Below are 20,597 nucleotides of genomic sequence, written 5' to 3' on the forward strand. Positions count from 1 at the left end.
AACGCATTCGGCGCGGGGTTCGTTCCCGGCTAGTAGTTGCTCGGCGTAATCGAATTCACGACGGCGTCGAACTGCTCCTGCGATATCGGGGCCCCGCCGGGAATGTTGTCGGTGGCCAGGAACTGGGTGCGTTCGGCATAGCCGTGAAAGCGCTTGAAGTAGTTGGTGAATGCGACCCCGTGGTCGACCCAGTCGCCCTGGGTGACGCGCTTGAGCTCGCCGGCCAGGATATAGGCGCCCAGCAGCGCCACGCTGGTCCCCTGCCCCGCCAGCGGGGAGCAGCAGTACGCGGCGTCGCCCACCAGGGCCACCCGACCGATCGACCAGTGGTCCATCACGATCTGCGCCATCTCGTCGAAGTAGAAATCCGGTGCGTCGCGCATGAACTTCAGCAGCTGCGGCCGGACCCAGCCGTCGCCGGACATCCGCCGCTCGATCTCGGCGAATTGGGCTTCGACGTCGGTGTAGTCCAGCCGCAGTTCGGTATCCATGAAACCCAACATGGCGCGCGCCTCGGTGTTGTCGCGGGCGCTGTAAACCCCGGCCATCGTGGTGTCGCCGTAGTGCCAAATCTGCCAGAAGTCCAGGTCCAGGAAATTGGGCACGGTGAAGATCGCGGCGTGCGTGCCCAGCCGCTTGATGAATCGCTCCTCGGGACCGAAAACCAACCCACGCACATTGGAGTGCAACCCGTCGGCGCCGATCAGCAGGTCGAAGCTGCGCGCGGGCGCACGTTCGAACGTCACATCGACGTTCTGGCCACGGTTCTGGACACCAGTGATGCTGTCGTCGAAGAGGTATTCGGTCGCGGGCTGCGTTGCCTCGTAAAGCAACTCGACCAAATCGTCGCGCAGCAGCTCGATGTCCGGGTTGTCGATCGGGCCACCGGTCGGCGTCGATTCGGTGTCACGGGACAGCTCGTTGCCGTCGCGGTCGACGACCGAAGAGCCGCGGATGCCGGTCTTGCGATCCGCCGCGGCGGCCAACAGACCCATGCGGTCCAGCACCGTCAGCGCCGGACCTCGCACATCGATGGCCTGCCCGCCCGGGCGCAGGCCTGGATGGCGCTCCACAACGGTCACCGAATAGCCATGTCGCCCAAGCCAATACGCCAACGTTGTACCGGCGACGCTGGCCCCGGAAATCAGAACTTCGGTCACTTAATCCCCGCCAGCTTCTTGGCTTCAATGAAGATATCGTCGAGCATTGCCGGAGTCAGCCTACCGGTGAACATGTTTTGCTGGCTCGGGTGGTAGCACCCCAGCAAACGCACGCCCGACGGTAACTCGGCGACGGCACCGTGGCCGAAGCGCGGCTTGGGCGTTGCGCGCGGCGCGGTGGCGCCCGGCAGCCGCAGCGCGATCTGCCAGCCGAACCCGCCGAGGGCGACGATGGTGCGCACGTGCTCGGACACCAGCCGCCATTCGGCTTCCAGCCAGGGCCAACAAGTGTCACGCTCAGCCGGGGTCGGGGCGTTGGCCGGTGGCGCGCATCGCACCGGCGCGGAAATGCGAATCTGCTTGGTTGCCAACCCGTCTGCGGCATCCACGCTGATCGGCTGGTTCACCAGTCCAGTCCGATACAGGGCGGCGTACAGCTGGTCGCCGGACCGGTCGCCGGTGAACATCCGCCCAGTTCGGTTGGCGCCGTGCGCGGCCGGCGCCAGCCCGACGATGAAGATTCGCGGCCGAAGCGATCCCCATCCCGGCACCGGCCGGCCCCAATAAGGCTGGTCGGCGAACGCGCGCCGTTTGACCACAGCGACGTCCTCACGCCAGGCGACCAGACGCGGGCAGGCGCGACAAACGCTGACCACGGCGTCCAGCTCGGGGATCGAGCCGACCGCACCGGCAAGCGCCCGAACCTGCGCCGCGTCGGCGGCCTGCGGGGTACTCGGCTCGGCCGGATCGCCGGGCCATCCGGTGCCGGGCTGCACCGGCGAATCGAACGCCAATCCGGTATTCGGATGAACAAGCACATGAACATCCTGCAGTCAGCCGGCGGTCAGCCCGAAATTCGGTGGCTGCCGCGATCGCTTTGGGGTTAGATTCTCCCGGCGATATTTATGACAAATTCCAGCCGCGGTCCGGCGCTTCTGATTCTGTTCGCCACGCTGGTGGCGACCGCGGGTACCGGCATTTCGTTGGTCGCTTTCCCCTGGCTGGCGTTGCAACATCGCGAGAGCGCGCGCGACGCGTCGGTCGTGGCCGCGGCGATGACGGTGCCCCTGGTGCTCTCCACACTGGTCGCCGGTACCGCGGTGGACTTTTTCGGGCGCCGCCGCATTTCGCTGGTCTCCGATTGGTTGTCCGGCATGGCGGTGGCCGCGGTTCCGGTGATCGCGTGGCTATTCGGGGCGAAAGCACTCAATGTCGCCGAGCTGGCCGTGTTGGCGTTCCTTTCGGCCGGATTCGACCCGGCCGGGACGACGGCGCGCCAGTCGATGCTGCCCGAGGCCGCCGCGCGGGCCGGCTGGTCGCTGGACCGCACCAACAGCGTGTACGAAGCGATTCTCAATCTGGCTTACATCGTGGGCCCGGGGATCGGCGGTTTGATGATCGCCACGGTCGGCGGCGTCAACACGATGTGGATCACGGCGGGCTGTTTTGGCTTGTCGTTCCTCGCAATTGGGGCACTGCGGCTCGAGGGCATCGGCAAGCCGCACCACGCCACCCGGCCCGACGGGTTGGTGTCCGGCGTCGCCGAGGGTTTGCGGTTCGTCTGGAACATGCGCGTGCTACGCACACTCGCCTTGGTCGATCTGGTGGTCACGGCGCTGTATCTGCCGATGGAAAGCGTGCTCTTTCCCAAGTACTTCAGCGATCGTCACGAACCCGCGGAGTTGGGCTGGGCGCTGATGGCACTCGGGGCCGGCGGCGTGACGGGCGCGCTCGGCTATGCCGTGCTGTCGAAATACGTGCGGCGGCGCACGGCCGTGCTGACCGCGACGCTGACATTCGGTGCCGCGTCGGTCGGGATCGCGTTCCTGCCGCCGTTGCCGGTGATCCTGGTGCTGTGCGGGCTGACCGGCTTGGTCTACGGGCCGATCCAGCCGATCTACAACTACGTGATGCAGACCCGGGCACCGCACCATCTGCGCGGTCGGGTGGTCGGGGTGATGACGGGACTGACCTTCGCCGCGGGTCCGCTGGGCTTGCTGGTGGCCGGTCCGCTGGCCGACACCGCCGGGCTGCGGGTCACGTTCTTGACGTTGGCGGTGCCCATCGTGGTGGTCGGCCTGATCGCGTGCGTGCTGCCGTCACTGCGCGAACTCGATCGCGCGCCGGAGTTTGCTGAGGATACCGGGCCGTAAAATCAGCACGTGAGCGCCACAGTCAATGAAGACACCCTGGCCGGCCTGATCGCCGACCTGCCCGACGGGATGGTGGTCACCGACCCGACCATCACCGAGGGCTACCGTCACGACCGCGCCTTCGACCCGGCGGCCGGCACACCGCTGGCCGTGGTCCGGCCGCGCTGCACCGAAGACGTGCAGGCGGTGCTGCGCTGGGCCACCGCCCACCGGGTGCCCGTCGTCCCGCGCGGGGCCGGCACCGGCTTGTCGGGCGGGGCGACGGCACTGGCGAATGGAATCGTGTTGTCGACGGAGAAGATGCGCGACATCACCGTCGACCCGGTCACCCGGACCGCGGTATGCCAGCCCGGGCTGCTCAACGCCGAGGTGAAGAGGGCCGTCGCCCAGCACGGCCTGTGGTATCCGCCGGACCCGTCGTCGTACGAAATCTGCAGCATCGGCGGCAATATCGCCACCAACGCCGGCGGCCTGTGCTGCGTGAAATACGGCGTCACCACCGACTACGTGCTGGGCATGCAGGTGGTGCTGGCCGACGGCACCGCGGTGCGGCTGGGTGGTCCGCGGTTGAAGGACGTCGCGGGGCTGTCGCTGACCAAGCTCTTCGTCGGCAGTGAAGGCACGCTGGGCGTCGTCACGGAGGTGACGCTGCGGCTGCTGCCCGCGCAGCACACGTCGAGCGTCGTGGTGGCCACCTTCTCCTCCGTCGAGTCGGCGGTCGACGCCGTGCTGGGGGTGGCGTCACGGATCCGGCCCGCGATGCTGGAGTTCATGGACGCGGCGGCGATCAACGCCGTCGAGGACATCTTGCACATGGACCTGGACCGTGGGGCCGCCGCGATGCTGGTGGCCGGCTCCGACGAGCGCGGCCGCGCCAGCGGTGAGGACGCCGAACTCATCGCCTCGATATTCGCCGAGAACAATGCAACGGACGTTTTCACTACCGACGACCCGGCCGAGGGCGAGGCCTTCGTCGCGGCGCGCCGGTTCTGTATCCCCGCCGTGGAGGCCAAGGGTTCGCTGCTGCTCGAAGACGTCGGGGTGCCGCTTCCGGCGCTGGGCAAGCTGGTGACCGGGATTGCCCGCATCGCCGCGGAGCGTGACCTGATGATCTCGGTGATCGCCCACGCCGGCGACGGCAACACCCATCCGTTGATCGTGTACGACCCCGCCGACGCCGCGATGGCGCAGCGCGCGCAGCTCGCGTTCGGCGAAATCATGGATCTGGCAATCGGATTGGGCGGCACCATCACCGGCGAGCACGGGGTGGGCCGGCTGAAGCGGCCCTGGCTGGACGGCTACCTCGGACCCGAGGTGATGGCGCTCAATCAGCGCATCAAGCAGGCACTCGACCCACTGGGCATTCTCAACCCCGGCGCGGCGATCTAGTTCTGGGCCGTGCGCTCGTGTCCCCCGCCGGCCGACAGTTGACATCTGACCGTCTGTGTCGTACGAATGAGACATGAGTGTGGTTATGTCTCACAACACACCGGTCAGGTTCGAGCTCGCCAACGCCGACACCTGGCCGAATCCGTGGCCGATGTACCGCGCGCTGCGCGACCACGACCCGGTGCACCATGTCGTTCCGCCCAAGCACCCCGAGCAGGACTACTACGTGCTGTCCCGGCATGCCGATGTGTGGGCGGCGGCGCGCGACCACGAGACCTTCTCCTCGGCCCACGGCCTGACCGTCAACTACGGTGACCTGGAAATGATTGGGCTGCAAGATAACCCGCCGTTTGTGATGCAGGATCCACCGGTCCACACCGAGTTTCGCAAGCTGGTGTCGCGCGGGTTCACGCCTCGCCAGGTGGATGCCGTCGAGCCCAAGGTTCGACACTTCGTCGTGGAGCGCATCGAGGGGTTGCGCTCGCACGGCGGCGGCGACATCGTCACCGAGCTGTTCAAGCCGCTGCCGTCGATGGTGGTCGCACATTACCTCGGTGTGCCCGAAGAGGATTGGACTCAATTCGACGGCTGGACGCAGGCCATCGTCGCGGCGAATACCGCCGAGGGCGGTGTCGCGGGCGCGCTGGAGACGGTCGGCGACGCGGTCGGATCGATGATGGCCTACTTCACCGGGCTGATCGAACGCCGGCGGACCGAGCCGGAGGACGACACCATCTCGCATCTGGTCACCGCGGGAATCGGTGCTGACGGTGACATCTCGGGCACCCTGTCGATCCTGGCGTTCACCTTTACGATGGTCACCGGCGGCAACGACACCGTGACCGGTATGCTCGGCGGTTCGATGCCGCTACTGCACCAGCGGCCCGATCAGCGAAAGCTGTTGGTGGACAACCCTGAACTAATCACCGATGCCGTCGAGGAGCTGTTGCGGGTGACCTCGCCGGTGCAAGGGTTGGCACGCACGACCACTCGCGACGTCGCGATCGGCGACACCACCATCCCGGCCGGTCGCCGGGTGCTGCTGCTGTACGGCTCGGCCAACCGCGACGAACGTCAATACGGGCCGGACGCCGGCGAGCTCGACGTCACCCGCTGCCCGCGCAACATCCTGACCTTCAGCCACGGTGCCCACCATTGCCTGGGCGCGGCGGCGGCCAGGATGCAATCGCGGGTCGCACTGACCGAATTGCTATCCCGCTGCCCGGATTTCGACGTCGATGACAATTCGATCGAGTGGGCGGGCGGCAGCTACGTGCGGCGTCCGCTGTCGGTGCCGATCACCGTGAAGTCCTGATGCCCGGCAACGACTGGCTTGCCTCGAGCCGCAGCGAGGCGGCGGTAGACCGCATCCTCGACGCGGCCGAGCAGCTCTATACCGAGCGCGACTCGGACTCGATCGGCATGAACGAAATCGCCAGGGCCGCAGGCTGTTCCCGCGCGACGCTGTACCGGTACTTCGACAACCGGGAGGCGCTGCGAACCGCGTACATCCACCGCGAGACGCACCGGCTGGGCCGCGACATCATTGAGCGAACCGGCGGCATCGAGGATCCCCGGGAAAAGCTGGTGGTGAGCATTCTCGTCACGTTGAGGATGGTTCGCGAAAGCCCGGCACTGGCGTCGTGGTTTGCCACCACCCGTCCGCCGATCGGTGGCGAGCTGGCCGGACAATCCGACGTAATCGCGGCCCTGGCGGCGGCGTTCCTGCATTCGCTGGGACCCGACGATCCCGGCGCCATCGAACGCCGAGCCCGCTGGGTGGTCCGGGTGATCGTCTCGCTGCTGACCTACCCGGGACGCGATGTCCACGAGGAGCGGGCGATGATCGAGGAGTTTGTCGTCCCGATCATCGCCCCGATCGGCACCCGCTAGGCGGGTACCCGGGTGAAGCGGTGCAGCAGCCACGCCAACGGGATCGTCACCACCAGCGTCGCGACGAACAGATAGAGCATCGGCCCGGTGTACACGTGGGCGCGGACGATGTAGACCATCGTGAATTCCATGGTCACCAGGTGGATCAGGAAGATCTCGTAGGAGATCTCGCCGAGCCACACCATCGGCCGGCTGGCCAGCAGCTGCGAGTACAGTCCCTCGTCGCCCAGGGCGAGCGGCGCCACCGCGAGCGTGGCGATCACCGCGTAGAAGACGGTCTTGACCACCGCCTCCCATGCCGATGCCGGGGACGTGGTGGGCGCGCCCCCGATCGGCGTGGACACGATGAAGTAGCAGACAACGGCCAGCGGGATGGCGGCGAACGCAAAGCACCGCACCCCCATCGCCTGTAACACCGTCAGCAACATGCCGCCCAGAAACCAGGCCAGGTAGGTCGGCAGCCAGAGCCTCGCGCCGTCGGGAAACCAGTGATCGACATGTACCAGGGCCACCCAGGCCGGGCTGATCAACGCCATGGCCAGCAAGGTGCCCACCAGCAGCCGCGGGCGCCAGGTGCGCCGACAGATGACCACCAGCAGCAGGTAGGCCAGAAACGGCAGCAGCGCATAGAAGGACGCCTCGACCGCAAGGCTCCACATCTGGGTGAGGCCCTGATGCAGGTACTTGCCCAGGTAGCCGTCGGTGTAGATCTGCGTCAACGTCAGGTTGCGGACCAGTCCCAGCCAGGAATGCCCTGGGTTCGGTCCGGCCTCGCGAAAGTGATACAGCACATAGGCGATCAGCACGGTGACGACGTAGGCCGGCATGATGCGCCGCACCCGGTGCCGCGCATAGCGACTCACCGACGGCGGTGCCCCGCCGTCGACGGCCGACTTCACCCAGGGACGGAACAGCAGGAAGCCGGACAGCACGAAGAAGATCGGCACGCCGATCTCCATCCGGGCGCCGACCAGGCCCCAATAGCCGTGCGTGTACTTGCCGGTGGTGTAGGCGGCGTGGGTGCCGACGACCAGGATCGCGGCGACCGCGCGGATACCGGTCAGGGAGGCGACCCGGTCGACGTGCGCGACCTGCTCGAGTCCGCCTTGGGCGTCCCGTTCGTCGGACAGGGTCATCCAGCGTCTTTTCTGCGCGGCTTGGGCCCACCGCGCCGGGGCTTATCCGAGGATATGCCGGACGAGCGGTCCGGCTTGAGATCGATCAACACACCCGAGATACGAGTTTTCTCAAGCTTTTTCAGCGTTGCCGCCGACAGCTTGACGGGCAACTCCACCAACGAGAAGTCGGGCCCGATGGCGATGTGGCCGAAATCGCTGCGGTGCAGCCCACCTTCGTTGGCGATGGCGCCGACGATCGCCCCCGGCCCGACCTTGTGCCGCTTGCCGACGGCGATCCGGTAGGTCTGGAACGAACGCATGCCCCTTGACTTTTCGGGACGTTCGCGACGCTCACCGTCACGCTCGGGCCGCTCGCGCCGCTGCCGCGGCGGTTCGGGCGACATCAAGAACTCTTCGCCGTCGCGGGACTGCACTGCCAACGCCGCGGCGATGTCGGCCATCGGGACATCGTGCTCGCGTTCGTAGTCCTGCACCAGCTTGCGGAACAGCTCGAGCCCCGGATTGCCCAGCGCGCCGGTGATCGAGTCGGCGAATTTCGCCACCCGTTGCGCGTTGACGTCCTCGACGGTGGGCAGTTCGGACTCGGTGAGGGTTTGGCGCGTTGCCTTCTCAATTGACTTGAGCAAATGGCGTTCTCGCGGCGAAACAAACAGCAACGCGGAGCCCGACCGCCCGGCCCGGCCGGTGCGTCCGATCCGGTGGACGTAGGACTCGGTGTCGTGCGGAATGTCGTAGTTCAGCACGTGCGAGATGCGCTCCACGTCCAAGCCTCTGGCCGCCACATCGGTGGCGACCAGGATGTCGATGGTGCCGTCCTTCAGTGCGGCGACGGTCCGTTCGCGCTGGGCCTGGGCGATATCGCCGTTGATTGCGGCCGCGGAAAACCCTCGGGCCCGCAGCTTTTCGGCCACCTCTTCGGTCGCCTGCTTGGTGCGCACGAAGATGATCATCGCCTCGAACGGCTCGACTTCCAGAATGCGGGTCAGCGCGTCCATCTTGCGTGGCCCGGCGACCTGAATGTAGCGCTGCGAAATATTCTCGGCGGTAGCGGTTTTCGCCTTCGAGGTGACTTCGAACGGGTCGTGCAGGTACTTGGTGGTGATCTTACGGATCGCCGGTGGCATGGTCGCCGAGAACAGGGCAACCTGCTTGTATTCCGGAGTTTCGCTCAGGATGCGGTCGACTTCCTCAGCGAAACCCATCGTCAGCATCTCGTCGGCCTCGTCGAGCACCAGGTAGTCCACCCGGGACAGGTCCAGCGTCGCGCGTTCGAGGTGGTCGATGACGCGGCCGGGGGTGCCGACCACTACCTGCGCACCCCGTCGCAGCCCGGCCAGCTGCACGCCGTAGGACGCCCCGCCATAGATCGGGAGCACGTTGAGCTGCGGCAGATGGGCACCGTATCGGCTGAACGCCTCGGCCACCTGCAGCGCCAGTTCGCGGGTGGGCGCCAGGACAAGGGCCTGGGTTGCTTTGTTGGTGACGTCGATTTTGGAAAGGATCGGCGTCGCAAAGGCCGCCGTTTTGCCGGTGCCGGTCTGCGCCAGGCCGACCACGTCCGAACCCGCCATCAGTGCCGGGATCGTCGCGGCCTGGATTCCGGTCGGCGACTCGTAGCCGACATCGGCGAGCGCCCGCACGACGTCGGGATGAATCTGCAGGTCGGCGAACGAAGTAGGGGCCGCTTCAGGCGTGCCGTCGGGGACTGTCATCGTGCAAGAAGTTTAGTGGTGACGGCGAGCACAGCGCAGCTGGGCGTGCGGGGCCCGTTGATTCGCGCGGCCGACACGGCCCGCGGCATGCCTGCCACACCGGCGCACGCGATGCCGGTACGGTTGCGCGATGTGTGGTGCCTACCGTGCCGTGTCGAGCCACTGACCGTCGGCGTCCTGCTCGCCGTGACGTTGTCCGGCTGCGGTTCGGGAGATTCGACGGTCGCCAAGACGCCGCAGGCCACCACGTCGACCGCGTCGATCACCGCACCCGCCACACCCAAGCCGACCGAAATCGCGTCACCGGGTTCGAGCGCGCCGGCCGACCCTTGCGCGGTCAATCTGGCGTCGCCCACGATCGCGAAGGTGGTCTCCGACTTACCCCGCGATCCGCGCAGTCAGCAGGCCTGGAACCCGGAGCCGATAGCCGGTAACTACAACCAGTGCGCACAGCTTTCCGCGGTGATCATCAAGGCCAACACGAACGCGGTCAACGCGACGACCCGGGCGGTCCTGTTTCATCTCGGACAGTTCATCCCGCAAGGAGTGCCGGACACCTACGGGTTCAACGGCATCGACGCGGCGCAGACCACCGGCGACACCGTCGCGTTGACCTATCCCAGCGGTATCAACGGCCTGAACACCGACGTCCGATTCCGTTGGAACGGCAACACCGTCGAGCTGATCGGCAACGGCCCCGGGCACTGACCCGGCATACCTTCGCAGAACCGCATCGCTGTCGGCCGCCTCACCTACAGTGGCTGCTGTGTTCGTCACCGACGGCAACATCGTGTACAGCGCGTCGGACCTGGCCGCGGCCGCCCGATGCGAGTATGCGCTGCTCCGGAATTTCGACGCGAAGCTGGGCTGGGGTCCCGTCGTCGACGTCGAGGACGAGCTGCTGGCGCGCACCGCCGCCCTCGGTGACGACCACGAGCGACGCGAACTCGACCGGCTGCGCGCCGAGTTCGCCGACGGCGTCGCTGTCATCGGACGTCCGGCCTACACGCTGGCCGGTCTGACCGCTGCCGCCGAGGCGACCCGGCGCGCGATCGCCAACCACGCCCCGGTGGTGTACCAGGCGGCGATGTTCGACGGCCGCTTCGTCGGGTTCGCCGACTTCCTGGTTGCCGAGGGCGAGCAGTATCGCCTCGTCGATACCAAGCTGGCCCGCTCCCCCAAGGTCACCGCGTTACTGCAGCTGGCGGCCTACGCCGACGCGCTGACCGGGATGGGCGTCGCGGTCGCGGACGAGGCAGAACTGCGGCTGGGCGACGGCTCGGTCGTGCGGTATCGCGTATGCGATCTGATCCCGGTCTTTCGGTCCCAGCGCGCGCAGTTGCAGCGCCTGCTCGACGAGCATCACGCCGGTGGCACCGCGGTGCGCTGGGAGGACGAGGGCGTGCGGGCATGTTTTCGCTGTGCGCTGTGTGTCGAGCAGGTGCGGGCGACCGACGATCTGCTGTTGGTTGCCGGCATGCGAATCAGCCAGCGGGACAGGCTGATTGATGCCGGGATCACCACGGTCGCCGAACTGGCCCGGCACTGTGGGCCGGTGCCCGACCTGGCGCCCGGCGCGGTGGCCAAGTTGACTGCCCAAGCGACAATACAAGTGCGCCAACGTGATACCGGTATTGCGCAGTTCGAGGTCGTCGATCCGCAGCCGCTGACGCTGTTGCCGGAGCCCGACCCCGGCGATCTGTTCTTCGACTTCGAGGGCGATCCGCTGTGGACCGCCGACGGGCACGACTGGGGCCTGGAGTACCTGTTCGGCGTGCTGGACGCCGCGGGGAAATTCAGCCCGCTGTGGGCGCACGATCGGGTCGGCGAGCGCAGAGCCCTGATCGAATTCCTGGCGATGGTGAAAAAGCGCCGCAAACGCCGGCCCAACATGCACATCTACCACTACGCGCCGTACGAGAAGACCGCGCTGTTGCGGCTTGCCGGACGCTACGGCGTCGGCGAGGACGAGGTCGACGACCTGTTGCGCAGCGGGACATTGGTTGACCTGTATCCGTTGGTGCGCAAGAGCATTCGATCTGGCGCCGAGTCGTTCAGCCTGAAGGCCCTCGAGCCGCTGTACATGGGGACACTGCTGCGTTCGGGCGACGTGACCACGGCCGCCGACTCGATCACCTCCTACGCCAAGTCCTGCGAACTGCGCGACAATGGTCGCGCTGACGAGGCCGAGACCGTGCTCAAGGAGATCGAGGACTACAACCTCTACGACTGCCGCTCGACGCAGCAGCTGCGCAACTGGCTGCTGGTGCGTGCCTGGGAATCGGGCGTCACACCGGTTGGCGCCCAACCGGTTTCCGGCGGCAACACTGTCGGGGACCACGACGAGCTGGCGGCCACACTGGCCGCGTTCACCGGGGACGCCGCCGTCGGCGACCGCACGCCGGAGCAGATCGCCGTCGCACTGGTCGGCGCGGCGCGCGGCTACCATCGGCGCGAGGACAAACCGTTCTGGTGGTCGCATTTCGACCGGCTGAACTTCCCGGTCGACGAATGGGCCGACAACACCGACGTATTCATTGCCGATCCGGCCAGCGTATCGGTCAGCGTGGACTGGCATACCCCGCCGAAGGCCCGCAAGCCACAGCGACGGGTGACGCTGCGCGGCGAGCTGGCCCGCGGTGACCTGATGCGCGACGTCTTCGCACTCTACGAGGCGCCGGCCCCGCCGAGCATGACCGACAATCCCGACCGGCGCGCGGCCGGACGGGCCACCGTCGTCGAGGTCGACGATCCGGCAGTGCCCACCGAAGTCGTCATCCTCGAGCGAATAGGTAGCGATGGCAATGCCTTTCACCAACTCCCCTTTGCGCTGACGCCGGGTCCGCCGCTGCCCACGGCCGCGCTGCGCGAATCGATCGAGTCTACCGCGATCGCGGTCGCCGCCGGGCTGCCACACCTGCCCCGCACCGCGATGATCGACGTCCTGCTGCGCTCGGCCCCCCGCACGAAAAGCCCACTGCCGCGCAGCACCGACACGATCACCGATATCACCGCGGCGGCACTGGATCTCGAGTCGTCCTACCTGGCGGTGCACGGGCCGCCCGGGACCGGAAAGACCTACACCGCCGCGGCCGTGATCACCCGCCTGGTCACCGAGCACGGCTGGCGCGTCGGCGTGGTCGCACAATCGCACGCCACGGTGGAGAACCTGCTCGACGCCGTGATCGATGCCGGGCTGGAACCCAGCCGGGTCGCGAAGAAGAAGTACGACCGCGACTGCCCGCGCTGGCAGGAGATCGACGGCAGCGAGTACGGCGCCTTCATCTCGGCGCAGGCCGGATGCGTGATCGGTGGTACGGCTTGGGATTTCGCCAACGCCAATCGGGTGCTGCCGGGCAGCCTGGATCTACTCGCCATCGACGAGGCGGGCCAGTTCTGCCTGGCCAACACGATCGCCGTAGCGCCGGCGGCGCGTAACCTGCTGTTGCTGGGCGATCCCCAGCAGCTGCCCCAGGTCAGCCAGGGCACGCATCCCGAACCCGTCGACACGTCCGCCCTCGATTGGCTGGTCGACGGTCAGCGCACGTTGCCCGATGAGCGCGGCTACTTCCTCGACCTCTCCTACCGGATGCACCCGTCGGTCTGCGCCGCGGTCTCCGAGCTGTCGTATGAAGGCCGACTTCATTCGGTCACCGAGCGTACCGCCAACCGCCGCCTCGACGGCTGCACGCCAGGCGTGCGCGTGATTTCGGTTCACCACCAGGGCAATTCAAACGAAAGCCCGGAGGAGGCCGACGTGATCGTCGCCGAGATCGGGCGCCTACTCGGGTCGCCGTGGACCGACGAGCACGGCAGGCGCGCGCTGACCGCCTCGGACGTGCTGGTGCTGGCGCCGTACAACGCTCAGGTGTCGCTGGTGCGTCAGCGGTTGGCCTCCGCGGGTCTGGACGGCGTGCGGGTCGGAACCGTCGACAAGTTCCAGGGCGGACAGGCGCCGGTGGTCTTCATCTCGATGACAGCATCGTCGGTCGACGAGGTGCCACGCGGAATCTCGTTCCTGCTCAACAGGAATCGGCTCAACGTCGCGGTCAGCCGGGCACAGTACGCGGCGGTGATCGTGCGTTCGGAGCTGCTGACCGAGTACCTGCCCGGCACACCGGCCGGCCTGCTGGAGTTGGGCGGCTTTCTGGCGTTGACGGCGACCGGGTGAGCTACCTACCCGAAGAATTCCGGCCGCGGCCGGTGGGATCGTCGTCCGGGCCGTAGCGCTGGCCCCGCGGTGCCCGAAGGGAGCCGTTCACGCGACGACCCGGCGACGGGGCGCTGCGATCGCTGCGCGTGGCCGGGCCGTGCCATTGCGGCGGCAGCTCGACGACTGGCCGGAACCGCTTGTCGCGATCGACGTGAGATCCATTGTGGGCGAAGCCAATCGGTTCGGATCGCGACCGCGGGTCATCGCGACGGCGGCGTCGCGGCTCGGCGGGATCGCTGTGCAGCTCCTCGGGTGGTGCTGCAGCGGCCCCGGGCGGTGCGGTGCGGTGCGGTGCGCTCGCGGCACGGGGCGCAGGCTCGCGGCCCTGCTCGCGGCGCAGGATGAGTTCGACATAGTCGTCGTCGTCATCGCGATCGTCGTCGTGGGACGGCGCGGCGGCCCTGCCCGCACGGGACATCATCGAGGACGCGAAGCCGACCAGGAACAGCGCGGCGCCGATCCCGAACAACGCAATGAACGCGGGCAGCAGCAGCGACTGCGACATCGCCGCCGCGAAGGGCTCGCGCACGAATTCCGGCAGTTGCAACGGACTAGCGCCATCGGCCGCATCGTGTTCGGACACGTCGGGCGGCATCTCGGCACCGGTACGCCACGCCATGAACGCCGCCATCGCGGCGCTGCCGAGTACCGCCCCGAGCTGGCGGACCGAGTTGTAGACCGCGGAACCGGTTCCGGCCAGTTCGGGTGGCAGATTGCGAGTCGCGGTGGCCGTCAGCGGCGACCATACAAACGCCATCCCGACACCGATCATGAAGAACGCCAACAGCATCCGCCAGATCGGCGTGTAGGGGGTCATCTCGAACGACAGCCAGGTCAATGAGATCGCCAGCACCGAAAAGCCGAACCCCAGCACGGGCCGCGGGTGGTATCGGTCGACGATCAGGCCGACAAACGGCGCGAGGCCGCCGTTGGCAATCGCCAACGGGGCGATCAGCAGGGCCGACAGGGTCGGCGACAGCCCGCACACCAGCTGCGTATAGAAGGTCAGCGGCAGCATCATCGCGGTCGCGGTGAACGAAGTGATGCCCACACCGAGACTGCACAGACTGAAATCGCGGTCGGTGAACACGTCCAGCGGGATCAGTGGCTCCCGGGTGTTCACCGACTGCCAGTAGACGAACGCCGAGACGAATCCGACGCCGGCCACGACCGTCGCCCAGATCCACGGCTGCCAATGAGCCGACTGGCCCTGCTGCAGACCGAACACGATCAGGAAGATGCCCACCCCGGACAGAGCGACGCCGACCAGATCGAACCGATGCGCCTGGGTGGGCAGCTCGGGAACCAGCCACACCGCCAGCGCCAGCCCGACGACGCCGATCGGGAGGTTGACGAAGAAGATCCATTCCCAGCCCAGCCCGTCCACCAGCAGGCCCCCGGCCAACGGGCCCACCAGGCTGGCGACGCCGGCGGTGGCGCCCCACAGGCTGACCGCGACCCCGCGCCGCTGTGGCGGGAAGATCCGCGTGATCGTCGACAACGTCTGCGGGGTGAGCACGCCGGCCCCGATGCCCTGCACCACCCGGGCGGCGATGAGCATGCCGGCGCTCCCGGCCAGTCCACACCACATCGAGGCGGCGGTGAACACCACCAGGCCGATCAGGTAGAGGTTCTTCGGGCCGTACCGATCCCCCAGCCGGCCGGCCACCGGCAACACCACCGCACATCCGAGCAGGTAGGCGCTGGTCACCCAGATGACCGCGGCGTAGCCGATATGCAAGTCGGCCATGATGGTCGGGTTGGCGATCGCGACGATGGTCGAGTCGACCATGATCATGAAGAACCCGATCATCATCGCGCAGAGGGCAAGCCACGGGTTTTCGCTGCTGCGCGGCCCCGAGGGGGCGAGGAATTTGCGCTCCGGCGCCATGTCGGCACGACTGGGCCCCGCGCGCCGGGTTCCCCCGGACGAGCCGGACGTGGCCCCGGAAGTGGCCCCGGTCATGCACTCACCTCGCTATAGCGCCCGACGACCGGTTCACCGCCGTGAGCAGGTGTGATAATGCCCGCACGCAGCGATCCCCAGCTGCAGCGGACAAACTGCCCGCATCGCCGCCGAGCTGTGTCCCGCCTGCATTATTCCGGGTCGGCCGGCCATCCGCCGTCCGCGGTCGGGTTGACGCGCATGAATGGCGGCTGGCGCCACGTTCAGCAAACTCGCGTTAGCCTGAAGAGACGCCATTCGCAGGAGATGCACTATGAGCACGCGACGCAATAGGTCAGGGCCCAGGTCCCTGAGACGAACCGAGCAGCTGCCGGCGGACGCCCCGTCCGGCCGCTCCGGCCGCCCGAAGGCTTCGACGCGCGCATTGGCGCAGGTCATCGAGCGCAGTTCGCGGGCCCAGGGCCCCGCCGCCGAAGCTCTGGTGGCCCGGCTGCGGCGGGCACACCCCGGCGCGAGCCCCGCCGAGATCGTCACCAAGCTGGAAAACCGCTACCTGACCGCGTTGATGGCCAGCGGTGCGGCGGTGGGTTCGGCGGCGACCTTCCCCGGGGTCGGGACGTTGACGGCGATGTCGGCGGGCGCCGGTGAAACCGTGTTTTTCCTGGAAGCGACCGCCATCTTCGTGCTGTCGACCGCCCTGGTCTACGGCATTCCCGCCGATCATTACGAACGGCGCCGCGCGCTGGTGCTGTCGGTCCTGGTCGGCGACGACAGCAAGCGGGCCGTCGGCGAGCTGATCGGTCCGGCGCGCACCAACGGCGGCTGGCTGGCCGAAGGCATGGCCTCGCTGCCGCTGTCGAGCTTGGGCCGGCTCAACACGCGCATGTTCAGGTACTTCGTCAAGCGGTACGCGTTGCGGCGCGGCGCTTTGATGTTCGGCAAGATGCTGCCGGTCGGCATCGGCGCCGTGGTCGGTGGCGGCGGCAATCGCATCGTCGGCAAGAAGATCATCCGCAATGCCCGCCAGGCGTTCGGCCCCCCGCCGGTCCGCTGGCCTAACCCCTTGCACGTGTTGCCGCCAGTGCGCGAGGCGAGCCGCTAGCCCTGCGCACCCCGGTTCCCAAGGTGTCGCTGGCGAATCAGCGGCGAAGGGTTAGCCTTTATGAGGCGGAAACGTACCAGTCCGCCGCGGGTGTGAGGTACCTCGTCAACCGAGGTGCGCAGAGTCGCAGGCGCCGGGGCAATGGGCTTGCAGAGCAAAGGAATTGAGGCGAACAGCGGCCGTGAGCAATAGCAGTTCACCATTCGGGCAAAACGAATGGCTGGTCGAGGAGATGTACCGCAAGTTCCGCGATGACCCCTCGTCAGTGGATCCCAGCTGGCACGAGTTCCTGGTGGACTACAACCCGGAGTCCCCCGCCGCAGCCGCCCAGGACGCGCCGAGCCAGGCTGACACGCAGCCCGCCGTGGCACCCAAGCCGGTTGCCGTCGCGGAGCCGGCCACCGCGGCGGCACCCAAGCCGGCCACCGCTGCGGCCGGCAACGGCGCCGCGACCCCGGCGCCCGCCGCTGCTCCTAGGCCCGCCCCGCCGCCGCCGGCCGAAGGCGACGAGGTGCAGGTGCTGCGCGGCGCCGCCGCGGCCGTCGTCAAGAACATGTCCGCATCACTGGACGTACCGACGGCGACCAGCGTCCGTGCCGTCCCGGCGAAGCTGATGATCGACAACCGGATCGTCATCAACAACCAACTCAAGCGCACTCGCGGCGGCAAGATCTCCTTCACCCACTTGCTGGGCTACGCGCTGGTGCAGGCCGTCAAGAAGTTCCCCAACATGAACCGGCACTACGCCGAGGTCGACGGCAAGCCCAACGCGGTCACCCCGGCGCACACCAACCTCGGTCTGGCCATCGACCTGCAGGGCAAGGACGGCAAGCGTTCGCTGGTGGTGGCCGGCATCAGGGGCTGCGAGACCATGCGCTTCGCGGAGTTCGTCTCCGCCTACGAAGACATCGTGCGCCGCGCCCGCGACGGCAAGCTGACCGCCGAAGACTTTGCCGGAGTGACGATTTCGCTAACCAACCCGGGCACCATCGGCACCGTGCACTCGGTGCCGCGACTGATGGCCGGACAGGGCGCCATCATCGGTGTGGGCGCGATGGAATACCCCGCCGAATTCCAGGGCGCCAGCGAGGAGCGCATCGCCGAACTCGGTATCGGCAAGCTGATCACCCTCACCTCGACGTACGACCACCGCATCATCCAGGGTGCGGAATCGGGCGACTTCCTGCGCACCATCCACGAGATGCTGCTCTCGGATGCGTTCTGGGACGACATCTTCCGTGAGCTGGGCAACCCGTACCTGCCGGTGCGATGGAGCACCGACAACCCGGATTCAATCGTCGACAAGAACGCCCGGGTGATGGAATTGATTGCGGCCTATCGCAATCGCGGACATCTGATGGCCGACATCGACCCACTGCGGTTGGACACCGGCCGGTTCCGCAGCCACCCCGACCTGGAAATCCTCAATCACGGCCTGACACTGTGGGATCTGGACCGGGTGTTCAAGGTCAACGGATTCGGCGGTCGCGAATATTCGAAGCTGCGCGACGTGCTGGGCCTGCTGCGCGATGCCTACTGCCGCCATATCGGCGTGGAATACACCCACATCCTCGAGCCCGAGCAACAGCGATGGCTGGAAGAGCGGGTCGAGACCAAGCACGTCAAACCGACGGTGGGCGAACAGAAGTACATCTTGAGCAAGCTCAACGCCGCCGAGGCTTTCGAAACCTTCCTGCAGACCAAATACGTTGGACAGAAACGATTCTCGTTGGAAGGCGCCGAAAGCCAGATCCCGCTGATGGACGCGGTGATCGACCAGTGCGCCGGGCACGGCCTGGACGAGGTGGTCATCGCGATGCCGCACCGGGGCCGGCTCAACGTGCTGGCCAACATCGTCGGCAAGCCCTACTCGCAGATCTTCAGCGAGTTCGAGGGCAACCTCAACCCGTCGCAGGCGCACGGTTCCGGTGACGTGAAATACCACCTCGGTGCCACCGGCATATATCTACAGATGTTCGGCGACAACGACATTGCGGTGTCGCTGACCGCCAACCCGTCGCACCTGGAGGCCGTCGATCCGGTGCTGGAGGGCCTGGTCCGGGCCAAGCAGGACCTGCTGGAACTGGGGCACGTCGACGGCGAAGAAGAACGGGCCTTCTCGGTGATGCCGCTGATGCTGCACGGCGACGCCGCCTTCGCCGGCCAGGGCGTGGTGGCCGAGACGCTGAACCTGGCGCTGCTGCCGGGCTATCGCGTCGGTGGCACCATCCACGTGATCGTCAACAACCAGATCGGCTTCACCACCGCGCCGGAGTTCTCGCGGTCCAGCGAGTACTGCACCGACGTGGCGAAAATGATTGGCGCGCCGATCTTTCACGTCAACGGCGACGACCCGGAGGCGTGCGTGTGGGTGGCGCGGCTGGCCGTGGACTTCCGCCAGAAGTTCCGCAAGGACGTCATCATCGACATGCTGTGCTACCGCCGCCGCGGGCACAACGAGGGCGACGACCCGTCGATGACCAACCCGTACATGTACGACGTCGTCGACACCAAGCGCGGGGCGCGCAAGAGCTACACCGAAGCACTGATCGGCCGCGGCGACATCTCGATGAAGGAAGCCGAGGACGCCCTGCGCGACTACCAGGGCCAGCTGGAGCAGGTGTTCAACGAGGTCCGCGAGGTGGAAAAGCACGGCGTGCAACCGAGCGAATCGGTGGAGGCCGACCAGCTGGTGCCCGCCGGGCTGGCCACCGCGGTGGACAAATCTTTGCTGGCCCGCATCGGTGACGCGTTTTTGGCCGTGCCGGAGGGATTCACCGTGCACCCGCGCGTGCGACCGGTGCTGGAGAAGCGCCGTGAGATGGCCTACGAGGGCAAAATCGACTGGGCCTTCGGCGAACTCCTTGCCCTGGGATCCCTTGTCGCAGAAGGCAAGCTGATCCGGCTGTCCGGTCAGGACACCCGCCGCGGCACCTTCTCCCAGCGGCATGCGGTGATCATCGATCGGCACACCTGCGCGGAGTTCACCCCGCTGCAACTGCTGGCGACCAACAAAGACGGCACCCCGACCGGCGGCAAGTTCCTGGTCTACGACTCCCCGCTGTCCGAGTACGCCGCCGTCGGCTTCGAATACGGCTACACCGTCGGCAACCCGGACGCACTGGTGTTGTGGGAGGGCCAGTTCGGCGACTTCGTCAACGGCGCGCAGTCGATCATCGACGAATTCATCAGCTCCGGTGAGGCCAAGTGGGGGCAGCTGTCCAACGTGGTATTGCTGCTGCCACACGGCCACGAGGGCCAGGGTCCCGATCACACCTCCGGCCGCATCGAACGTTTCCTGCAGCTCTGGGCCGAGGGTTCGATGACGATCGCGGTGCCGTCGACGCCGTCGAACTACTTCCACCTGCTGCGCCGGCACGCACTGGACGGCATTGCGCGCCCGCTGATCGTATTCACCCCGAAGTCGATGCTGCGCAACAAGGCGGCCGTCAGCGACATCCGGGACTTCACCGAGATCAAGTTCCGCTCGGTGCTCGAGGAACCGACCTACGAAGAAGGGATCGGCGATCGCAGCAAGGTCCGCCGGATCCTGCTGACCAGTGGCAAGATCTACTACGAGCTGGCGGCACGCAAGGCCAAGGACAACCGCGACGACATCGCGATAGTGCGGATCGAGCAGCTCGCGCCGCTTCCGAAGCGGCGGCTGAACGAAACGCTGGACCGCTACCCCGAGGTCAGCGAGTACTTCTGGGTGCAGGAAGAGCCGGCCAACCAGGGTGCCTGGCCGCGCTTCGGTCTGGAGCTGCCCGAGCTACTGCCGGACAAACTGACCGGAATCAAGCGCATCTCGCGCCGGGCGATGTCGGCGCCGTCCTCGGGGTCGTCCAAGGTGCACGCGGTCGAGCAACAGGAGATACTCGACACCGCATTCGGCTGAGAATCCTCAGTCACCGGCTGGACCTTCGCAGA

Annotated in this window: 13 protein-coding genes; 8 read left to right on the plus strand and 5 right to left on the minus strand. The window is 67.1% G+C overall.

All coding sequences use genetic code 11. From position 1 onward, the window contains the following. Positions 1-29: 29 nt before the first annotated feature. Both MJO58_RS20630 and MJO58_RS20635 read right to left on the minus strand, forming a co-directional pair. Positions 30-1,160, minus strand: coding sequence for an FAD-binding protein (locus tag MJO58_RS20630; protein WP_239720793.1), 1,131 nt, complete (start codon positions 1,158-1,160; stop codon positions 30-32). Beyond that, complete coding sequence (locus MJO58_RS20635; RefSeq protein WP_239723369.1) at positions 1,157-1,993, minus strand: uracil-DNA glycosylase; 837 nt, start codon at positions 1,991-1,993, stop codon at positions 1,157-1,159. The genes MJO58_RS20630 and MJO58_RS20635 overlap by 4 nt, the downstream gene beginning before the upstream one ends. A 72-nt stretch (positions 1,994-2,065) precedes the next feature. Between MJO58_RS20635 and tap the strand changes: the two genes are divergently transcribed. The 4 genes from tap (at position 2,066) to MJO58_RS20655 (ending at position 6,595) form a co-directional block, all read left to right on the plus strand. Continuing rightward, the gene (gene tap / locus MJO58_RS20640) at positions 2,066-3,313 is read left to right on the plus strand and encodes a multidrug efflux MFS transporter Tap (protein ID WP_239720794.1); all 1,248 of its coding nucleotides are present in this window, start codon (positions 2,066-2,068) and stop codon (positions 3,311-3,313) included. 69 nt (positions 3,314-3,382) lie between these two features. Next, complete coding sequence (locus MJO58_RS20645; RefSeq protein WP_239723370.1) at positions 3,383-4,702, plus strand: FAD-binding oxidoreductase; 1,320 nt, start codon at positions 3,383-3,385, stop codon at positions 4,700-4,702. Positions 4,703-4,775: 73 nt separating this feature from the next. Beyond that, entirely contained in the window at positions 4,776-6,017 is a 1,242-nt protein-coding gene (locus MJO58_RS20650) for a cytochrome P450 (RefSeq protein WP_239720795.1), read from the plus strand. After that, positions 6,017-6,595, plus strand: coding sequence for a TetR/AcrR family transcriptional regulator (locus MJO58_RS20655; protein ID WP_239720796.1), 579 nt, complete (start codon positions 6,017-6,019; stop codon positions 6,593-6,595). The genes MJO58_RS20650 and MJO58_RS20655 overlap by 1 nt, the downstream gene beginning before the upstream one ends. On the opposite strand, the gene MJO58_RS20660 is transcribed toward MJO58_RS20655, so the two are convergent. Then, on the minus strand, positions 6,592-7,731 hold the full coding sequence (locus tag MJO58_RS20660; protein ID WP_090605352.1) for an acyltransferase family protein: 1,140 nt from the start codon (positions 7,729-7,731) through the stop codon (positions 6,592-6,594). The two genes, MJO58_RS20655 and MJO58_RS20660, sit on opposite strands and share 4 nt — an antisense overlap. After that, positions 7,728-9,446: a DEAD/DEAH box helicase gene (locus MJO58_RS20665; RefSeq protein ID WP_090605354.1), complete on the minus strand. Its 1,719-nt coding sequence runs from the start codon at positions 9,444-9,446 to the stop codon at positions 7,728-7,730. Before MJO58_RS20665 ends, MJO58_RS20660 begins: the two co-directional genes overlap by 4 nt. A gap of 123 nt (positions 9,447-9,569) precedes the next feature. On the opposite strand from MJO58_RS20665, the gene MJO58_RS20670 reads away from it, so the two are divergent. Further along, the gene (locus tag MJO58_RS20670) at positions 9,570-10,154 is read left to right on the plus strand and encodes an LppP/LprE family lipoprotein (RefSeq protein WP_239723371.1); all 585 of its coding nucleotides are present in this window, start codon (positions 9,570-9,572) and stop codon (positions 10,152-10,154) included. Positions 10,155-10,212: 58 nt separating this feature from the next. Continuing rightward, positions 10,213-13,617, plus strand: coding sequence for a TM0106 family RecB-like putative nuclease (locus tag MJO58_RS20675; protein ID WP_239720797.1), 3,405 nt, complete (start codon positions 10,213-10,215; stop codon positions 13,615-13,617). Between the two features lies 1 nt (position 13,618). Here the strand turns inward: MJO58_RS20675 and MJO58_RS20680 are convergent, their stop codons facing one another. Beyond that, on the minus strand, positions 13,619-15,550 hold the full coding sequence (locus MJO58_RS20680; RefSeq protein WP_239723372.1) for an MFS transporter: 1,932 nt from the start codon (positions 15,548-15,550) through the stop codon (positions 13,619-13,621). 328 nt (positions 15,551-15,878) lie between these two features. Here MJO58_RS20680 and MJO58_RS20685 point away from each other — a divergent pair, with 328 nt between their 5' ends. Beyond that, positions 15,879-16,667 (plus strand): hypothetical protein, encoded by a 789-nt coding sequence (locus MJO58_RS20685; protein ID WP_239720798.1) that lies wholly within the window; start codon positions 15,879-15,881, stop codon positions 16,665-16,667. Between the two features lie 181 nt (positions 16,668-16,848). Continuing rightward, on the plus strand, positions 16,849-20,565 hold the full coding sequence (locus MJO58_RS20690; protein WP_239720799.1) for a multifunctional oxoglutarate decarboxylase/oxoglutarate dehydrogenase thiamine pyrophosphate-binding subunit/dihydrolipoyllysine-residue succinyltransferase subunit: 3,717 nt from the start codon (positions 16,849-16,851) through the stop codon (positions 20,563-20,565). Positions 20,566-20,597 lie beyond the last annotated feature (32 nt).

Source organism: Mycobacterium lentiflavum, assembly GCF_022374895.2.
Classification (GTDB): Bacteria; Actinomycetota; Actinomycetes; order Mycobacteriales; family Mycobacteriaceae; genus Mycobacterium; species Mycobacterium lentiflavum.

Bases quoted from the DNA above. Each gene is read 5' to 3' on its own strand.
- tap (WP_239720794.1), top strand. From the start codon at position 2,066: ATGACAAATTCCAGCCGCGGTCCGGCGCTTCTGATTCTGTTCGCCACG.
- MJO58_RS20645 (WP_239723370.1), top strand. From the start codon at position 3,383: ATGGTGGTCACCGACCCGACCATCACCGAGGGCTACCGTCACGACCGC.
- MJO58_RS20650 (WP_239720795.1), top strand. From the start codon at position 4,776: ATGAGTGTGGTTATGTCTCACAACACACCGGTCAGGTTCGAGCTCGCC.
- MJO58_RS20655 (WP_239720796.1), top strand. From the start codon at position 6,017: ATGCCCGGCAACGACTGGCTTGCCTCGAGCCGCAGCGAGGCGGCGGTA.
- MJO58_RS20660 (WP_090605352.1), bottom strand. From the start codon at position 7,731: ATGACCCTGTCCGACGAACGGGACGCCCAAGGCGGACTCGAGCAGGTC.
- MJO58_RS20665 (WP_090605354.1), bottom strand. From the start codon at position 9,446: ATGACAGTCCCCGACGGCACGCCTGAAGCGGCCCCTACTTCGTTCGCC.
- MJO58_RS20680 (WP_239723372.1), bottom strand. From the start codon at position 15,550: ATGGCGCCGGAGCGCAAATTCCTCGCCCCCTCGGGGCCGCGCAGCAGC.
- MJO58_RS20685 (WP_239720798.1), top strand. From the start codon at position 15,879: ATGAGCACGCGACGCAATAGGTCAGGGCCCAGGTCCCTGAGACGAACC.